This is a genomic window from Pedobacter planticolens (assembly GCF_014172375.1).
Classification (GTDB): Bacteria; Bacteroidota; Bacteroidia; order Sphingobacteriales; family Sphingobacteriaceae; genus Pedobacter; species Pedobacter planticolens.
Window position 1 is genome coordinate 497466 of sequence record NZ_WNXD01000002.1, and the last position, 16904, is coordinate 514369.

16 protein-coding genes are annotated in these 16904 nt (G+C 34.5%); 11 read left to right on the plus strand and 5 right to left on the minus strand.

Annotated features, from left to right (window positions below; genetic code table 11):
- The first annotated feature begins 129 nt into the window (after positions 1-129).
- The 10 genes from GM921_RS10785 to GM921_RS10830 all read left to right on the plus strand — a co-directional run bounded on the left by GM921_RS10785 (position 130) and on the right by GM921_RS10830 (position 11134).
- Positions 130-834, plus strand: coding sequence for an esterase family protein (locus GM921_RS10785; protein WP_182922649.1), 705 nt, complete (start codon positions 130-132; stop codon positions 832-834).
- 33 nt (positions 835-867) lie between these two features.
- Positions 868-1929, plus strand: coding sequence for an ATP-grasp domain-containing protein (locus tag GM921_RS10790; protein ID WP_182922650.1), 1062 nt, complete (start codon positions 868-870; stop codon positions 1927-1929).
- A 26-nt stretch (positions 1930-1955) separates the two neighbouring features.
- Positions 1956-3059, plus strand: coding sequence for a carboxylate-amine ligase (locus GM921_RS10795; RefSeq protein WP_182922651.1), 1104 nt, complete (start codon positions 1956-1958; stop codon positions 3057-3059).
- The gene (locus GM921_RS10800) at positions 3060-3887 is read left to right on the plus strand and encodes a type 1 glutamine amidotransferase (RefSeq protein ID WP_182922652.1); all 828 of its coding nucleotides are present in this window, start codon (positions 3060-3062) and stop codon (positions 3885-3887) included.
- Positions 3888-3901: 14 nt separating this feature from the next.
- Positions 3902-5092, plus strand: a complete 1191-nt coding sequence (locus GM921_RS10805; RefSeq protein WP_182922653.1) for a hypothetical protein — start codon at positions 3902-3904, stop codon at positions 5090-5092.
- Positions 5093-5215: 123 nt separating this feature from the next.
- Positions 5216-5377 carry a FeoB-associated Cys-rich membrane protein gene (locus GM921_RS10810; protein WP_182922654.1) on the plus strand — a complete coding sequence of 54 codons (162 nt, stop codon included), beginning with the start codon at positions 5216-5218 and terminating at the stop codon, positions 5375-5377.
- A 6-nt stretch (positions 5378-5383) separates the two neighbouring features.
- Positions 5384-5971, plus strand: coding sequence for a Crp/Fnr family transcriptional regulator (locus tag GM921_RS10815; protein WP_182922655.1), 588 nt, complete (start codon positions 5384-5386; stop codon positions 5969-5971).
- 159 nt (positions 5972-6130) lie between these two features.
- The gene (locus tag GM921_RS10820; protein ID WP_182922656.1) at positions 6131-6661 is read left to right on the plus strand and encodes a YceI family protein; all 531 of its coding nucleotides are present in this window, start codon (positions 6131-6133) and stop codon (positions 6659-6661) included.
- Between the two features lie 30 nt (positions 6662-6691).
- Positions 6692-7567 carry a pirin family protein gene (locus GM921_RS10825; protein WP_182922657.1) on the plus strand — a complete coding sequence of 292 codons (876 nt, stop codon included), beginning with the start codon at positions 6692-6694 and terminating at the stop codon, positions 7565-7567.
- A 147-nt stretch (positions 7568-7714) separates the two neighbouring features.
- Positions 7715-11134 (plus strand): glycosyltransferase, encoded by a 3420-nt coding sequence (locus tag GM921_RS10830; protein ID WP_182922658.1) that lies wholly within the window; start codon positions 7715-7717, stop codon positions 11132-11134.
- 204 nt (positions 11135-11338) lie between these two features.
- Here the strand turns inward: GM921_RS10830 and ispF are convergent, their stop codons facing one another.
- Both ispF and porV read right to left on the minus strand, forming a co-directional pair.
- A complete protein-coding gene (gene ispF, locus GM921_RS10835) occupies positions 11339-11818 on the minus strand; it encodes a 2-C-methyl-D-erythritol 2,4-cyclodiphosphate synthase (RefSeq protein ID WP_182922659.1) in 480 nt (159 codons plus the stop codon).
- Positions 11818-12999: a type IX secretion system outer membrane channel protein PorV gene (gene porV, locus GM921_RS10840; protein WP_182922660.1), complete on the minus strand. Its 1182-nt coding sequence runs from the start codon at positions 12997-12999 to the stop codon at positions 11818-11820. The genes ispF and porV overlap by 1 nt, the downstream gene beginning before the upstream one ends.
- Before the next feature lie 352 nt (positions 13000-13351).
- Between porV and GM921_RS10845 the strand changes: the two genes are divergently transcribed.
- Positions 13352-14935, plus strand: coding sequence for an SUMF1/EgtB/PvdO family nonheme iron enzyme (locus GM921_RS10845; RefSeq protein WP_182922661.1), 1584 nt, complete (start codon positions 13352-13354; stop codon positions 14933-14935).
- A 46-nt stretch (positions 14936-14981) separates the two neighbouring features.
- Here the strand turns inward: GM921_RS10845 and GM921_RS10850 are convergent, their stop codons facing one another.
- The 3 genes from GM921_RS10850 to GM921_RS10860 all read right to left on the minus strand — a co-directional run bounded on the left by GM921_RS10850 (position 14982) and on the right by GM921_RS10860 (position 16895).
- Entirely contained in the window at positions 14982-15482 is a 501-nt protein-coding gene (locus GM921_RS10850) for an acetyl-CoA carboxylase biotin carboxyl carrier protein subunit (protein WP_182922662.1), read from the minus strand.
- 2 nt (positions 15483-15484) lie between these two features.
- Positions 15485-16069, minus strand: a complete 585-nt coding sequence (locus GM921_RS10855; protein ID WP_182922663.1) for a DUF4159 domain-containing protein — start codon at positions 16067-16069, stop codon at positions 15485-15487.
- A gap of 124 nt (positions 16070-16193) precedes the next feature.
- Positions 16194-16895, minus strand: a complete 702-nt coding sequence (locus GM921_RS10860; RefSeq protein WP_182922664.1) for a 16S rRNA (uracil(1498)-N(3))-methyltransferase — start codon at positions 16893-16895, stop codon at positions 16194-16196.
- Between the last annotated feature and the right edge of the window lie 9 nt (positions 16896-16904).

The following is a 16904-nucleotide window of genomic DNA, read 5'->3' on the forward strand; positions in this document are numbered from 1 at the left end:
ACATCTTGTTAAAAAATCGGTTAAGGAGATACATTTTTTACATAACAGACAGATTTACCGCAATTAATAAATTTATTTTTTTGTGTTTGACCTATATTTTTCTACCTTAAGGTATCTAAATAATTTACCATGAAAGAAGAGCTAAAAAAATGGTACAGCCCGAGCCTCAATAGAGATATAGAAACGCTCATATTTGGTCATAGTGGGTATCCAATTCTACTTTTTCCCACCAGTATGGGAAGCTATTACGAAAACAAAGATTTCAAATTAATTGATGCCGTTCAGGGTTTTGTTGATGATGGTAAAATAAAAATTTATTGTCCTGATGGGATTGATAAATTAAGCTGGTACAACAAAGACATTCATCCTGCAGATCGGATTAAAAATCATATTTGGTACGATAAATTCTTGTTAGAAGAATTGGTTCCTTTAGCAAAGGACGAAACCGGTCACCACAAAGTAATTACTGCTGGCTGTAGTTTCGGTGGTTATCATGCTGCTAATTTTGCCTTTCGTCATCCTTGGACAGTAAGCCATATGTTTAGTATGAGCGGCGCTTTTGATATTACAGGACAATTAGATGGTTTTTACAATAATGACGCTTATTTTAACAACCCTGTAGACTTTTTACCCAACGATATGAACCAAGAACTTTGGCACATGAAAATTGTGTTGGGTACATCAGATCGAGATATGTGTAAGGGCGATAACGAAAGATTATCAGGCATTTTACATCAAAAAGGAATTAATCATTGGCTAGATATTAGACAAAATGCGGACCACGATTGGCCAACTTGGCGACAAATGTTTCCAGAGTACATAGCTCAATTATAAATTAACATTCAACCTCATCAAAACATCAATTATATGAAGAAAATAGGAATTTTATTTGGACAAGAAAGGTCATTTCCGCAAGCTTTTGTAGATAGAGTTAATCAAAAAGGCGAAAAGGGTATTACTGCCGAATTTGTAAAAATTGGTAAAGTATTTCAGGCAGAAGAACCAGAATATGCAGTAATTATTGATCGTATTTCTCAGGATGTACCTTTTTACCGTGCTTATTTAAAAAATGCTGCAATGGGCGGAACCGCAGTAATTAATAATCCGTTTTGGTGGAGTGCCGATGAAAAGTTTTTTAACAATGCATTGGCTGAAAATATTGGTGTTCCTGTACCTAAAACAGCTCTAATTCCATCAAGAGAACATCCAGATGATACCACAGAAAAATCATTTGAAAATTTAACCATGCCAATGGATTGGGATGCTATTTTTGAATATACTGGTTTTCCGGCATACATGAAACCGTTTGATGGTGGCGGCTGGAAAGAGGTTTACAAACTCCACGATAAAGAAGATTTCTTCGATAAGCATAGTCAAACCAAGCAAACAGTAATGATGTTGCAAGAAGAAATTATGTTTGAAGAATATTATAGATGTTATTGCATTGGTGGCAAATATGTACGTATTATGCAATACGAGCCACGCAACCCGCATCATTTACGTTATGTAATTGATGGACCAAAACCAAGTGCTAAACTGTTAAAAACCATAGAAGATTATACGCTTAAATTAAATAAGTACTTGGGTTATGATTTCAACACCGTTGAGTTTGCAGTTCGAGATGGTATTCCAATAGCCATTGATTTCTGTAACCCAGCTCCAGATGCTGGTGTAGAAAGTGTGGGTGCAGAAAATTTTGAATGGGTGGTAGAAACCGCAGCAACTTATGCCATTGAAAAAGCTAAGGCTCAAAAATTTGGTCAGGATAATTTAACATGGGGCGAATATGTAAAAACATCTGCCGCTGGCGTACCATTAATTGGAAAAGCAAAAGCAGTCGCCGCAAAACCGAAAGCTGCTGCAAAGCCAAAAGCACCTGCAAAAACTGCGGCGCCAAAAGCTAAAAAAGCTCCAGCAACAAAGAAATAATGGGATTTTAATAAAAGGGAATTAAAATGATGAACGAATTTACGCTCGGCATAGAGGAAGAATACATGGTAGTTGATCCCGTTACCCGAGAATTAACTTCACACGACCAAAAAATTGTAGAATCTGCGCAAAAAATACATAAAGATCAGGTTAAAGCAGAAATGCATCAAGCTGTGGTTGAGGTTGGTACGGGGATTTGCCATAATACCGATCAGGCCAGAAAAGAAATCTCGCAGTTGCGTTATACCGTTTCTCAATTAGCTGGCGAACAAGGTTTACGCATCGGCGCAGCTGGAACGCATCCATTTTCGCATTGGGAAAAACAGTTGATTACCGAGCATCCGCGTTATAGCGAAATTGTTAATGAGTTACAGGAAGCTGCTCGATCGAATTTAATTTTTGGCTTGCATGTACATGTAGGTTTCCAATCGCGTGAGTTAGCTATACATATTGCAAATCAGGTGCGTTATTTTTTACCACATGTGTTTGCACTTTCAACAAATTCTCCCTTTTGGGAAAGTAGAAATACCGGCTATAAATCGTTTAGAACAAAGGTTTTCGATAAATTTCCTCGTACTGGTATTCCAGATATTTTTAACAGCATAGAAGATTACGATAATTATGTAAAGCTGTTAATTAAAACAAATTGCATGGATAATGCAAAGAAAATTTGGTGGGATATTCGTGTGCATCCGTTTTTTGATACGGTAGAATTCCGCATTTGCGATTGCCCAATGCTAATTGATGAAACGATGGCTTTTACAGCTTTATTTCAAGCTTTATGCGCAAAACTATACAAATTACGTTTACAAAATATGGAGTTTATTAGCTATTCTAGAGCGTTAATTAATGAGAACAAATGGAGAGCTGCTCGTTATGGAATTGATGGAAATTTAATCGATTTTGGCAAGGAAATGGAAGTGAATTGTCGTAATTTAATTTTAGAATTATTAGATTTTGTGGATGATGTGGTAGACGATTTAGGCAGCAGAAATGAAATCAATTATGTGCATAAAATACTAGAAAATGGTACTGGAGCAGATAGACAGCTTGCAGTTTATGAGAAAACTGGTAGCTTTGAATCGGTAGTAGACTATATTACTACGCAAACATTAATAGGCGCAGGATAAATGAGTGAGAAAAATAATATTAAGGTAGCCGTTATAGATATGAACAATGGCTTCCCTAACCAAGGGATGAGGGGGATACAGGAACTTTTACAAAGTTACCATAAAGAAACACAACTAAATTTGACTTACGATCTTTTTGATTTGAGGCAAAAAGGAGAAATACCAGATACAACATACGATATTTATATTTCTAGCGGAGGGCCAGGAAGTCCGTTTGATGGCGAAGGAGAAAAATGGGAGCACGATTTTTTTACGTTGTTAGATCAGATTGAAAATTTTAACGAACAAAACGAACATAAAAAGCATGTTTTTTTAATTTGTCATTCTTTTCAATTGGCTTGTAGAAAGTATGGATTAGGGAATGTGACTAGACGAAAATCAAATTCCTTTGGCATTTTTCCAATTAGCCTTACCGAAAGTGGAACTGAAGAAGTCGTATTTAACGGGCTTCACAATCCTTTTTACTCAGTTGATAATCGCGATTGGCAAGTTGTACAACCAGATTTAGCAGATTTTAAGGCAAAAGGCGCTTCCATTTTAGCACTAGAAAAAGAACGCCCGCATATAAATTTAGAACGTTGTATTATGGCTATTCGTTTTTCTGATGAAATTATTGGAACTCAATTTCACCCGGAGGCAGATCCAATCGGGATGAAAATGTATTTGCTTCAAGACGAAAAGAAAACAGCAATTATAAAAAATCATGGAGAAGATAAATATTATGATATGCTAAATAGCCTTGATGATCCGGATAGGATTACACTTACTCAAAGCGTGATTTTGCCTAATTTCTTAAATCAAGCTATTCATACTTTGCAGGAGGTTTAAGATAAATTCAAAATATGATTGAAAAATATCGTCAGCAATTTAATGCTAGTTTTACTGAAGAAAAATACAATCAACTACTCGAAAAACTGGGGGAAGGTTTTCCTGTTATTCCATTTAGAGTTGCGGAAACACCTATTTTCATTCCTCAAGCATTAAAAGAAAAACTAATTGCTGCTGGCGAAGAAATTATTTCACTCATCAAACAAGATAATTTTAAAGAATTAACGCAAAATGCAATCCCACAACAATGGAATGTGCCAAATGAAACTTCGCATCCTCATTTTTTAACGTTTGATTACGGATTATGTAAAGATGAAAAGGGAGAAATTACTCCAATGTTGATAGAAATGCAAGGTTTTCCATCATTATATGGATTTCAATCGCATTTAGCTAATACATACAAAGAGGTTTTTAATTTAGATGATAAACTAAGTCCCTATTTTAATGGATTAGATGAAAATTCTTATTTCGAATTATTTAAAAAAGTGGTTGTAGGAGATTATGCTCCGCATGAAGTTGCACTAATGGATGTAGATGCTCCTAACCAAAAAACAGCGATCGATTTTTTTATTACTGCGAAACATTTGGGCATTAAAATTTTAGCATTAGAAGATATTTCAAAAGAAGGTAATCAATTGTTTTATGAAGAAAATGGGCTAAAAATTCAATTGAAACGTATTTATAATCGCTTAATTTTTGATGAAATTGCTGAAAATACTGACATTTTCAAAAATAGTTTTGATCCTCGTGAAGAATTAGACACAGAATGGATTACACATCCAAATTGGTTTTATCGCATTAGCAAATACACTATGCCTTTTTTAAAAAGTGAGTTTGTACCCGAAACTCGTTTTTTAAACACAGTTGAAATCATCCCAACCGATTTGGAAAATTACGTGTTAAAACCGCTCTTCAGCTTTGCTGGCATGGGTGTAATTATAGATGTAACCGAAACGGATATTAAACAAATTACTGATCCTGAAAATTGGATATTGCAACGAAAAGTAGTTTATGAACCACTTATTCAGGCTCCAGATGCAGGCGTAAAAGCAGAAATTAGAATGATGTATTTATGGCCAGAAGGTGAAGAACCTCAGCTTTGCATTAATTTAGGAAGATTAAGTAGAGGTAAAATGATTGGGGTACGCTATAATGCAGATTTTGATTGGGTTGGTGGTAGTATTGGGTTAATGGAAGCTTTTTAACATTAAGAAGTTAAGGCAATTAAGGAAGAATTCAAATCTTCAGTTTTCTTAATTCCTTAATGTTTAACAATAATTTTGACACTAATCTGAATGCTCCTATTTAATAAATCGTAAATTTGCACTATGGATATTCAATTCATCTTAATGATTATCATTTTCGCTGGCGCATTATTTTATGTAGGCCGAATGATTTATCGTTCCGTTTCTCCAAAAAGTAGCGGTTGTGCTTCTGGGTGTGGCAAATGTGCTGCAAATTTCGATAATATTCCTGAGCCTAAAAACTAGTCATTTATGTTAGGCAAATTCGCAACTTATCTGAAAGAACGATTAGCCATTACAGATGAGCAGGCAAACGAAGCTGTAAGTTGTTTAAAAATCAAGACTATTAAAAAAGGTCAAGTTCTTTTAAATGCTGGCGATTTAAAATCGGAAGCTTATTTTATCAATAGTGGTTTATTAAGATACTTTTCTATTGATGAAAAAGGCAAAGAACACATCATTCAATTTGCTCCAGAAGACTGGATGTTATCAGACCGAGATACTACAGTTTTTAATGAACCCGCTTTCTTTTATATCGATGCTATTGAAGATACTGAAGTTGTTATTGTTCAAAAATATTTCTTCCCTGCCATCAAAAACATTGTTCCAGAAATACTAGAACTCAATATCTTGATGCTGCATAATTCTATTCGTTTTATGCAAAAAAGGTTAAATATGCTGTTATCGGCAACTGCCGAAGAAAGATATTTGGACTTTATTAAACTCTATCCAAACCTAACTTTACGCGTACCACAATGGATGATTGCTTCTTATTTAGGCATCACTCCAGAATCATTAAGTCGAGTACGTAAAGATTTAGCCAAGAAACATTTTAGGTAAATTGTTCACTCATTCATTGGTTCACTTGTTCATTAACTAACTATCCCCTAATGAACTAATTACTATTGAACCGATTTCTTACCATACATCAATGTGTAGCAAAACAGCTTGCCTTACTTTTGTGTTATCAATTTAAAAGGACATTAAAAAAATAAAATTATGGCAACTACTAAATGGACATTAGATCCAACTCACAGCGAATTACAATTTAAAGTAAAGCATTTAATGATTACCACAGTTACAGGTAATTTAAAATCTTTCTCTGCAGAATTAACTTCAAACGATGATGATTTTACAAATGCTGAGATTTCATTTAAAGGTGATATTAATTCTATCGATACAGGAAATACAGATCGTGATAATCACTTAAAAAGTGCTGATTTCTTTGATGCTGAAAAATTTGCAAGCATCGAATTTAAATCTACATCAGTAGAAAAAGATGGTGATGACTACACTATAAAAGGTGATTTAACAGTTAAAGACGTAACAAAATCGGTTAAATTAACTGCAGAATTTGGCGGTATTGCAACTGATCCTTGGGGAAATACAAAAGCAGGTTTCACATTGAGTGGAAAAATTAATCGTACTGATTTTGGCTTAACTTGGAATGCTGCTTTAGAAACTGGTGGGGTAATGGTAAGTGAAGAAGTAAGAATTTTAGGAGAATTACAGTTTGTAAAACAAGCTTAATTCTCGAATAAGAATAAAGAGGAGAATACAATGGAAACAAATGTAAAAAAAGTTTCAGCAATTTTAAATCCGCCTGCACCACACATGGTTGGCGATGGTTTTAGGGTACACAATTTCTTTCCTAGCGGATATAAATTGAACATGAGCCCGTTTTTCATGCTCGATTATAATGCGAAGATTGAATTTTCTGCTCGAAATGAACCTCGTGGAGTTGGCGTTCACCCACATCGTGGATTTGAAACCGTAACTATTGCTTATCATGGGGCAGTTGCACACCATGATAGTGCAGGTAATAGTGGCATTATTTATCCAGGTGATGTACAATGGATGACCGCAGCAAGTGGTATTTTGCACAAAGAATATCATGAAGAAAATTTTAGCAAAAAAGGTGGGCCATTTCAAATGGTTCAACTTTGGGTAAATCTTCCTGCTAAGGATAAAATGAGCCCACCTAAATATCAAGGTGTTAAACACAGCGAAGTACAAAAATTTACTCTGTCAGATAATGCAGGTGTAATTGAAGTAATTGCTGGAGATTATAAAGGAACAAAAGGAAGTGTTTCTACTTTTAGCCCGATAGAAGTGTACAACGTTCGCTTAACTAAAGGTGGAAAAACCAGTTTTAATTTCCCATCAAATTTTAATACAGGATTTGTAATTATTGAGGGAAATATAAAAGTTAATGGTTCAGAAAATACGAAAACAGATCAAATGGTTCACTTCAAAAATGAAGGTGAAGCTATTGAAATCGAAGCATTAGAAAATAGTGTAATTCTAGTTTTAAGTGGTGAACCAATTAATGAGCCAATTGCATCTTATGGTCCATTTTTAATGAATAAACCTGAAGAAATACAACAAGCAATAGCTGATTATAACGAAGGTAAATTTGGTTATTTAGAAGAATAAACAAAACTTATCTAAGTTGCAAAAAACCTCCAACATACAATAAATGTGTTGGAGGTTTTTTTGTTCGCAAACGCTAGGCTAGTTAAGTATTCATTCAATCTTCATTTTAGCATTATACTTTTGTTACCTAATAAACGCAATTAGATAATGCAGGGTAAACAAATTTTTCAAACCGCGACAAAAGGTCGTTGGATCGCTTTTAAATGGATATTTAGATCATTAATTATCATTTTTACTGTTGCCGCAATTTGTGTAGGCTATACTTTATTATCTGTACAATATCCTGTTTTACCAAGCATAACTTCTACCGCTCCTTTAACTAATAAGCAAATTAAAGTACTTAAACGTTCGCAACCTTATCGGGATTTTAAAGTATTTAAAGCCAACTTAGTTAAAATTAATCACGATAAAGAGCTACATCATTTAGCGCATCCAGATAATAAAAAAAGAATTAATGCAGCCTTTTATGTAAACTGGGTTAATGGCGAATATTTTAACAATTTAAAAGAACATATTGGGCAATTAGATATGGTAATTACCGAATCATTTTTTTTAAACGAAGATGGTATAGGTTTAACAGACAAAGTAGATGAAGATGCCATAAAATTGGTTAAAGCACATCACAAAACTGCAATTGCAGTAGTATCAAATTATAGTGCTAAACAAAAAGGCTGGAATAGCAAAGCCGTTCATTACTTATTACAAAATAAGCAAGCACAAAATGAGTTTATTACTTTGTTAATTTCAAATCTTAAACACTATGGTTTTGATGGCGTAAACATAGATTTTGAAGAACTTAAAGAAACTACCGACGAACCACTTATTGCATTTGAACAAAATCTATATACGCAATTACATGCCCAAAACTTATTAGTTACTCAAGATATTTCGCCAGATAATAACGATTACGACCCTAACGTATTACAAAAATACAATGATTATATTTTTGTAATGGCTTACGATCAGCATAGCGAATTGAGCAATCCTGGCGAAATATCAAACCAAGAATGGGTAGAGGAACAATTGGATCATATTTGTGCAAAAATGCCAGCAAACAAAGTAATATTAGCCTTGGCTTGTTATGGTTATGATTGGCCTCAGGGTAGTGTGGGCACCCCAACCACGTATTCAAATGCACTTTCGGTCGCATCAACTTATAATAGTAAAATCACCTACAACACCACATCAGCAAATTTAAATTACAGCTATACCGATGAAAATTTGATTAATCATCGTGTTTTTTTTACCGATGCTATAACCAATTACAACCTTATTCGCAAAGCGGATGATTGGGATATTGCGGGTATCGCCCTATGGCGTTTAGGCTCAGAAGACCCTCGTTTATGGACCTTTATTTCTAAAGATTTAAGTTTAGAAGCTCTTAAAAAAACCGGCATCGAAACCAAAAAACTACGATACATTGGCTTAAATAATAAGATAGATTATATTGGCTCTGGCGAGATTTTAGATTTAATATCAACTCCAAAACCAGGTTTAGCTAACATCACTCTCGATTCGTTAGATTACACGATTCAAAATCAAGAAATTACCGAACTACCCAAAAAATATGTAATAAGAAGATATGGCGAAGCCGACAAAAAGATAGTGCTATCTTTTGATGATGGACCCGACCCAACTTATACGCCAAAAATATTAAGTATCCTTAAAAAAGAAAAAGTACCTGCTAGTTTTTTTGTAGTAGGCATTATGGCCGAGCAAAATATGAACTTGTTACGACAAGAATATACTGATGGATATGAGATTGGCAACCACACATTTTTTCATCCAGATATGGCAAAAATTGGTGCAAAACGTGTAAAATTTGAATTGAATGCAACCCGCAGATTAATAGAGTGTGTAACTGGACATAGTACCATTTTATTTAGAGCGCCATTTAATGCCGATGCCGAGCCACAAACCATTGAAGAGGTTTTGCCAGTTGCACAAAGCAGAGCCGAAAACTACATTAACATTGGCGAAGATATTGACCCACAAGATTGGCAACCGGGCAGAACTCCAGATCAAATTTTCAACTCAGTAATTGCGCAAAAAGATCAAGGAAATATTATTTTATTACACGATGCTGGCGGAAACCGAGAAGCTACTATAGCTGCTTTACCCCGAATTATTAAGTATTTTAAAGATAATGGTTACAAATTCACCACAATTGGCAATTTAATAAGCAAAACAAAAAATGAGCTAATGCCTGCCTTAAAATCAGATGCAGATAGTGGCTTTACAGGTTCAGGCGATTATATTTTCCTTTCAATTTTATCCTACGGGAGTTTAATTTTATACTTCGTGTTTTCTATTGCTATTATTTTGGCGTTAATACGCTGTATTTCTATTGTAGTTTTAGCAATAAAACAAAAGAAAAAAACTGCCAAAGAAGCACACTTACTTATTCAATACCCAACAGAAATGGTAAGCGTAATTATACCCGCATATAATGAAGAAGTTACCATTATACAAACACTAAATAGCCTCTTAAAAACTACTTATACACATCTAGAATTCATTTTTGTAGATGATGGTTCTACTGATAAAACCTTTGAATTGGTAAAAGCCAACTTTTCCAATAACCCTAAAATAAAAATATTTAGTAAAGTAAATGGTGGCAAAGCATCGGCCTTAAATTATGGTATTGCACAAGCAACTGGCAAATATTTAGTTTGTATAGATGCCGATACCCAGCTTAAACACAATGCCATAACCGAACTTATACGTCATTTTTATACTGATGATATTGGTGCTGTAGCAGGCACTGTTAAAGTAGGTAACGCCAATAATATTATCACCAAATGGCAATCTATTGAGTATATAACTGCTCAAAATATGGATAGAAGAGCATTTGGACTACTTAATACCATAACCGTAGTCCCTGGTGCAATTGGTGCTTTTAGAAAAAGTGTAGTTTTAGAAATTGGCGGTTTTACTACTGATACCCTTGCCGAAGATTGCGATTTAACCATGCGCATATTAAAAGCAGGTTATGTAGTTAAAAATGCCGAAAACGCAATTGCCTATACCGAAGCACCCGAAACAGTAAGCACTTTATTTAAACAACGTTTCCGTTGGAGTTTTGGCGTAATGCAAAGTTTTTGGAAAAATAGAAAAACATTATTCAACAAAAAATATGGTTATTTTGGTATGGTGGGGATGCCCAATATTTTAATTTTTCAAATTATTTTACCCGTATTTTCGCCTTTGGCAGATTTGTTTATGATATTCTCTTTAATTGGCGGCTTGTGTTCACTAGGATCAGTAGGTGAGTTAAATTTAGAAGGCATAAAAAGTATTGTAAGCCTTAGCAATGGCTTTGGACAAGTATTATTATACTATTGCATTTTCATTATAGTCGATTTATTTTTTGCCGCAATTGCCTTTAAAATGGAAAAAGAAAAGCTAAAAAACCTATTATACATTATTCCACAACGGTTTTTTTGGCGTCAATTAATGTATTTAGTTCTATTTAAATCTATAAGAAAAGCCATAAAAGGCGAACTAGAAAACTGGGGAACACTTAAACGCACTGGTAACGTAAAAGAGCAATTAGAGGTTAGTTAGAAAATTATTTGAAAAGCAAAAGCAGTAATTCTTTTGCTCCGAAAGCCCCGCTATGCACTTCTCCCGATGAAAAATCGGGATTCCTTGCTATCGGGTTTAATTAATAACATTAGTAGTTCTTGGCAGCAACGCAACCATCTTTACGAAGAACGAAGCAATCTCTTTTTTTGATGATTTTAAGAAAAATAGGATTTAAAAAGTGTTCTATACCTTTTCTATCAAACAAACTGCATAAGCAACTACGCCTTCTTCCCGACCGATAAAGCCCATTTGTTCGTTTGTAGTTGCTTTAATAGAAATATCATCAATAGATATTCCTATTGCTTTGGCGATATTTTCTTGCATTTGCGGAATGTGAGGATTTATTTTAGGAGCTTCAAGACATAACATCGCATCTATGTTCCCAATTTCATATCCCTTTTCAGTCAATAATTTTACCGTTTCTTGAAGTAAAATCACACTACTTATTCCTTTCCATTGTGGGTCTGTATTTTTAAAATGAAATCCGATATCTCTTAAATTGGCAGCACCTAAAAGTGCGTCGCAAATAGCATGTAATAAAACATCAGCATCAGAATGACCAAAAGCACCTTTATGATGTTCTAAATTTACTCCGCCAACTATAAATGGATGGTTATCTTTTAATTGATGTACATCGAACCCGAACCCTACTTTAATCTTCATTATTTGGTATCCCCGAAATTAAATAACAAGCTAAATCGTAATGTATTAGCCAATGGACTTTTTTGTGGATCAGCTAATAAATAAGAAAAATCTATGTTGAAAATATTATACTTTAAGCCAGCACCTACTGTGAAATAACGTCGATCTCCTTTTTCTGGAGCTTCATAAAAATATCCTGCTCTTAATGCAAATTGTTGATTATACCAATATTCTACGCCAGTTGCAATGCTAACTTCTTTTAATTCCTCACTAAATCCACCTGGCGCATCACTAAATGAACCAAAAATCCCGGCAGGCACAGAACGATCTGGATCTTTTCCTGAAATTATAGTTCCATTAGAATCTCGTATTGGTTGAGTTGGAACCATCAATTTATTAAAATCCAATGCAAATGTAAACTGATTATAATCATCAATAATAAAAGTAGTTGCACCACCGATTTTCATATTTGTTGGCAGAAAATATTTATCGCCACCATCCGCATAGCTTATTTTTGTGCCAATATTAGAAAAATTAGCGCCTGCAGAAATGATAGCATCTTTACCAAATACTACAGTTTGTTTTTTATAAAATGCAGATACATCTACGGCAAATGCAGTGCCCGCTTTGGTTTGTTGTCCAGCAGAAAACTGACCAGATGTTAAGTTAGAATAAATAAATCGGCCTGTAGTTGCTAAAGAAAATTCATCGCCAAATCTACGTGAGTAAGTCGCATCAAAAGAAAATTCATTTGGACTATAAATCCCCAAATCTTGTTGATTTGCATCCGTCAGTTGTATTTGTCCTAATGAAAAATAACGTAACGCCCCACCTATTGTACTTCTATCGTTTACTTTGTAAAAACCACTGATATAAGCCAAATTAATATCAGGCACTAAATTTTTTAACCAAGGACTATATGACGCTGAAAAACCATAAGGTTTATCTAAAAAAGCCAGTTTCGCCGGATTAATACTCATCGCATTCGCATCTGGTTGCGTTGCCACACCTGCTTCGCCCATACTTCCTGTTCTCGCATCTGGCGTAATTAACAAAAACGGAACTGCTGTATTGATGTTGTTAGATTGACTACCATTTGTTTGAGTACCCGGTTGTACAACCTGTGCAAATAGCTCACTACTACAAAACATCGCTAAAGAAAACATGCCTAAGGCTGCTGTGCTAAAGTACTTCAGATTCATTTAGTTAAATATAGACATATAACAGGTATGCAAGTTAACATAGTGTTTACTAATTTCAAAGTAATAACGCCTTTCATTTCTACTGATTTCTTGCTAAATCATACAACGTATATTAGGCATAAAATGTATACTAATAGCGAATGTATTAGTAAAAGATACTTTTGAAATAAAGAAAAAGGAAACTATACTAAATTAGGAGTGATTACGTTTCAAACTACTATTTGTTCTTTTATTAGCCATAAAAACATACTCATTCTGCTAATAAATTTACGTTCAAATTAAATAATATTTTTTTGGTAGATAGCTCATTTTTTATGTAATTTTATCAGTCAAGTGTTACAAAAGCACAATTATGAAAAAAACATATTTACATTTATTTATATTCTTAGTCAGTATTACAGTTTTTACTTCTTGTAATAAGAACGCAAAGACAGGTGTTTCGAGTAAAACTGGCTATGCCTACAACAAAAAGGAGAATGGTGGTTTTGAGGTTGCTAGCAAATATAAACGAGGTCCGGCTGGAACTGGTTTAGTCGAGATAGAAGGCGGTGTATTTATAATGGGAGGCAGTGCTGTTGATATTCCTGGACAAGATTTAAGTAACTACAATTATAAAAGAGAGCTGAGTGTAAGTTCTTTCTATATGGATGAAACTGAAGTTTCTAACACCAACTGGTTAGAATATTTAAACTGGATTAAACGCAGTTATCCAACTGATGCACAATATTATTACGAAGAATTACCCGATACATTAGTTTGGCGCAGACCATTATCTTACAATGAGCCTTATGTAAATAATTACTTAAGGCATCCGGCTTATCAAAATTATCCTGTTGTAGGTGTTAGTGCATTACAAGCAGAAAGATATTGTGCTTGGAGAACTGACATGGTGAATGAAAAATTATTGAGAGATAAAGGATTTATGACCTCTTTTGCTACTGTAAACGGTACGGCTACGGGCAGAAATGCTGCAGCTACACCAGCAGCTGCAAGACCAACAACTCCATTTAATACGGAAGTTTATTTGAATGGCCAATATGACGACAAAGGCCCAAAAGCAAAACCTGATCTTAATCCTACTGCAACAGCAGGAGCAACCACTACAGGAAGAGGTGCACCTATCGCAACACGAAATGTGAGATTAGAAGATGGAGTAATTTTACAGCCATTTAGATTACCATCAGAATTAGAATGGGAATATGCCGCATTAGGTTTAATTGGAAATACGCAGTACGAAAACATTAACGAGAAAAAAATCTATCCATGGAATGGTTTAGGAATTACTTCTGCTAAGAAAAGTACTAGAGGATTAATTCTAGCCAACTTTAAAAGAGCCAAAGGCGATTACATGGGTGTTGGCGGATCGCTAAATGATAAAGCTGCCTTTACACAGGACGTGAGAAGTTATGAACCAAATGATTTTGGGTTATATAATATGGCTGGTAATGTAAACGAATGGACTCGTGATATTTATCGTGCCTCAACTTTTGAACAAGCAGATGCATTAAATGCATTTAGAGGTAACCAATATCAAAATAAAGATAGAGATCCAATTACTGGTAAACTTAAACAGGATAAATATGGCAAACCGGAAATGGTAAATGCTAATTCGGGTGTTAAACAAACTTGGGCAGAGTTACAAGCTGGTAAAGCTGCCGGAAATACAGGCACTACAGCTTATAATCCTGATCAACGTGGCTACCGCGACGAAGAAAGTTCTTTATATGGTGTAACTACCTTAGTAAATAATAAATCTAGAGTGTACAAAGGTGGTTCTTGGGATGATCAAGCGCAATGGTTAAATCCTGCAGCTAGACGATATTTACAAGAAGATGAATCAACCGCTGATATTGGCTTCCGCTGTGCGATGACCATGTTAGGTTCATCAGAGATTAGATCCGTCGGCAAACCTCAATTTAAAGTTAAGGGCAAATAAAGATGTAAAAAGAAAAGGGTAAGCAATAATGTTTGCCCTTTTCTTTTTAATTAAAACTGATTAGTATTTCGTTCTTCTCTACTTTATCGCCTTGCTTAATTTCTATTTTCTTAATCACACCATCCGTTGGCGATTTAATCATATTTTCCATTTTCATCGCTTCTAGCACTAAAAGATTATCTCCTTTTTTTACCTCAGCTCCTTCTTCTGCAAGAACACTTAATACCAACCCAGGCATTGGTGCCTTAATTTGCTGTATTTTATTTATTGCTAAATTATCCATACCCAACAGTTTTAATAATTGATCAAATTGATCTTTTATGGTTAATGTATAGGTGTTATTATTTACTTTGATAATAGCTGTTTTTTCTTCCTTATTCAGCTCTATAACTTCTATGTTATAAGATTTATTTTTAAACAGGACATGGGTACTATTTGCATTTAAAGCAAGCCTATCTAACTCTACAACTTCGTTATTAACTTTTAGCTGTTTATGATCAGCTGTTATATCAAAGTTATATTTATCGTTTACTTTTATTTGATACATTCTTATTGTGTTAAAGCATACTGAACTAAATTAGCACCCATTTTAAGTGCTTTATTACGGCTTTCTTGCGTGTCTGTCGGATATGTTCCAAAGTCTTCCCAACCGTTGCCTAAATCGCACTCGTACGTATAATAGCAAACCACTCGGCCTTGCCAAATTAGCGCAAAACCTTGGGCTCTTTTACCATCATGCTCATGTATTTTTGGTAAACCTGCCGGGAATTTAAATTTCTGATTGTATATTTTGTGATTTGCTGGTAATTCCACAAAACTAAGTTCTGGAAATACTTTTTTCATTTCAGGTCTGATAAATTTGTCTAGTCCATAATTATCATCGATATGCAAAAATCCACCGCCAATTAAATACTTTCTCAAATTAGCAGCTTCTTGTGCGCTAAAAATCACATTTCCATGCCCAGTCATGTACACAAAAGGGTAATTATACAACTCAGCACTTCCCACTTCTACAATCCCTTCATCCGGAGAAAAATTAGTAGCTAAATTCTTATTACAAAAATCGATGAGATTGGGTAAAGCTGTTCTATTTCCATACCAATCTCCGCCACCATTATATTTTAACTTGCCCATTTTGTACGTAGGAATAGTAAAACTAGTGAGAAAGCTAAAAGCTAAAAGCCCAAAGATTAAAGCGAGCTGCTGTAGCTTACTAGTTTTAAAATTGTAAATCGTAAATCTCAAATCGTAAATCAAATTATCTATTGATATAATTAACCTCAAAACAAGCAGCTAAGGCGGCGGTTTCCGTTCTTAGTCGGGTATTACCTAAAGTTACTGCTTTATAGCCGTTTTGCAAAGCGATTTCAACCTCTGTTGGGCTAAAATCTCCTTCTGGACCAATTAAAATTAAATACGATTGATGTGATTTGGTAAGTTGATTAATAAATGGTTTCTCTCCTTCTATACAATGTGCAATAAATTTTTCTCCATTGGAGTTTTGCTTCATCAGCTCTGCAAAAGAAATAGTTGGATTTAATTTAGGATGATAAGCCGTCAATGATTGTTTAACTGCCGAAGTAATTACTTTTTCTAATCGTTCCTCTTTTACAATTTTACGCTCAGAGCGATCACAAATGATCGGTGTTATTTCATCTATTCCAATTTCTGTAGCCTTTTCTAAAAACCACTCTAATCGATCTATGTTTTTTGTTGGCGCAATGGCGATGTGCAAATAATGATTACGCTTACCAAATTCGCTTTGTTTATTGGTTATTTTTAGCTGAACATTTTTTTTGCTAATTGCACTTATTTCGGCTTCATACAAACCGCCTTTTCCATCAATCAATTGAATGATGTCGCCAATAGTTAAACGAAGTACTTTACTGCAATGCCTACTTTCTTCTTCGTTTAATGTGTATTGATTTGAAGTAATATCGGGTGTGTAAAAAACATGCATTAGCTAAAA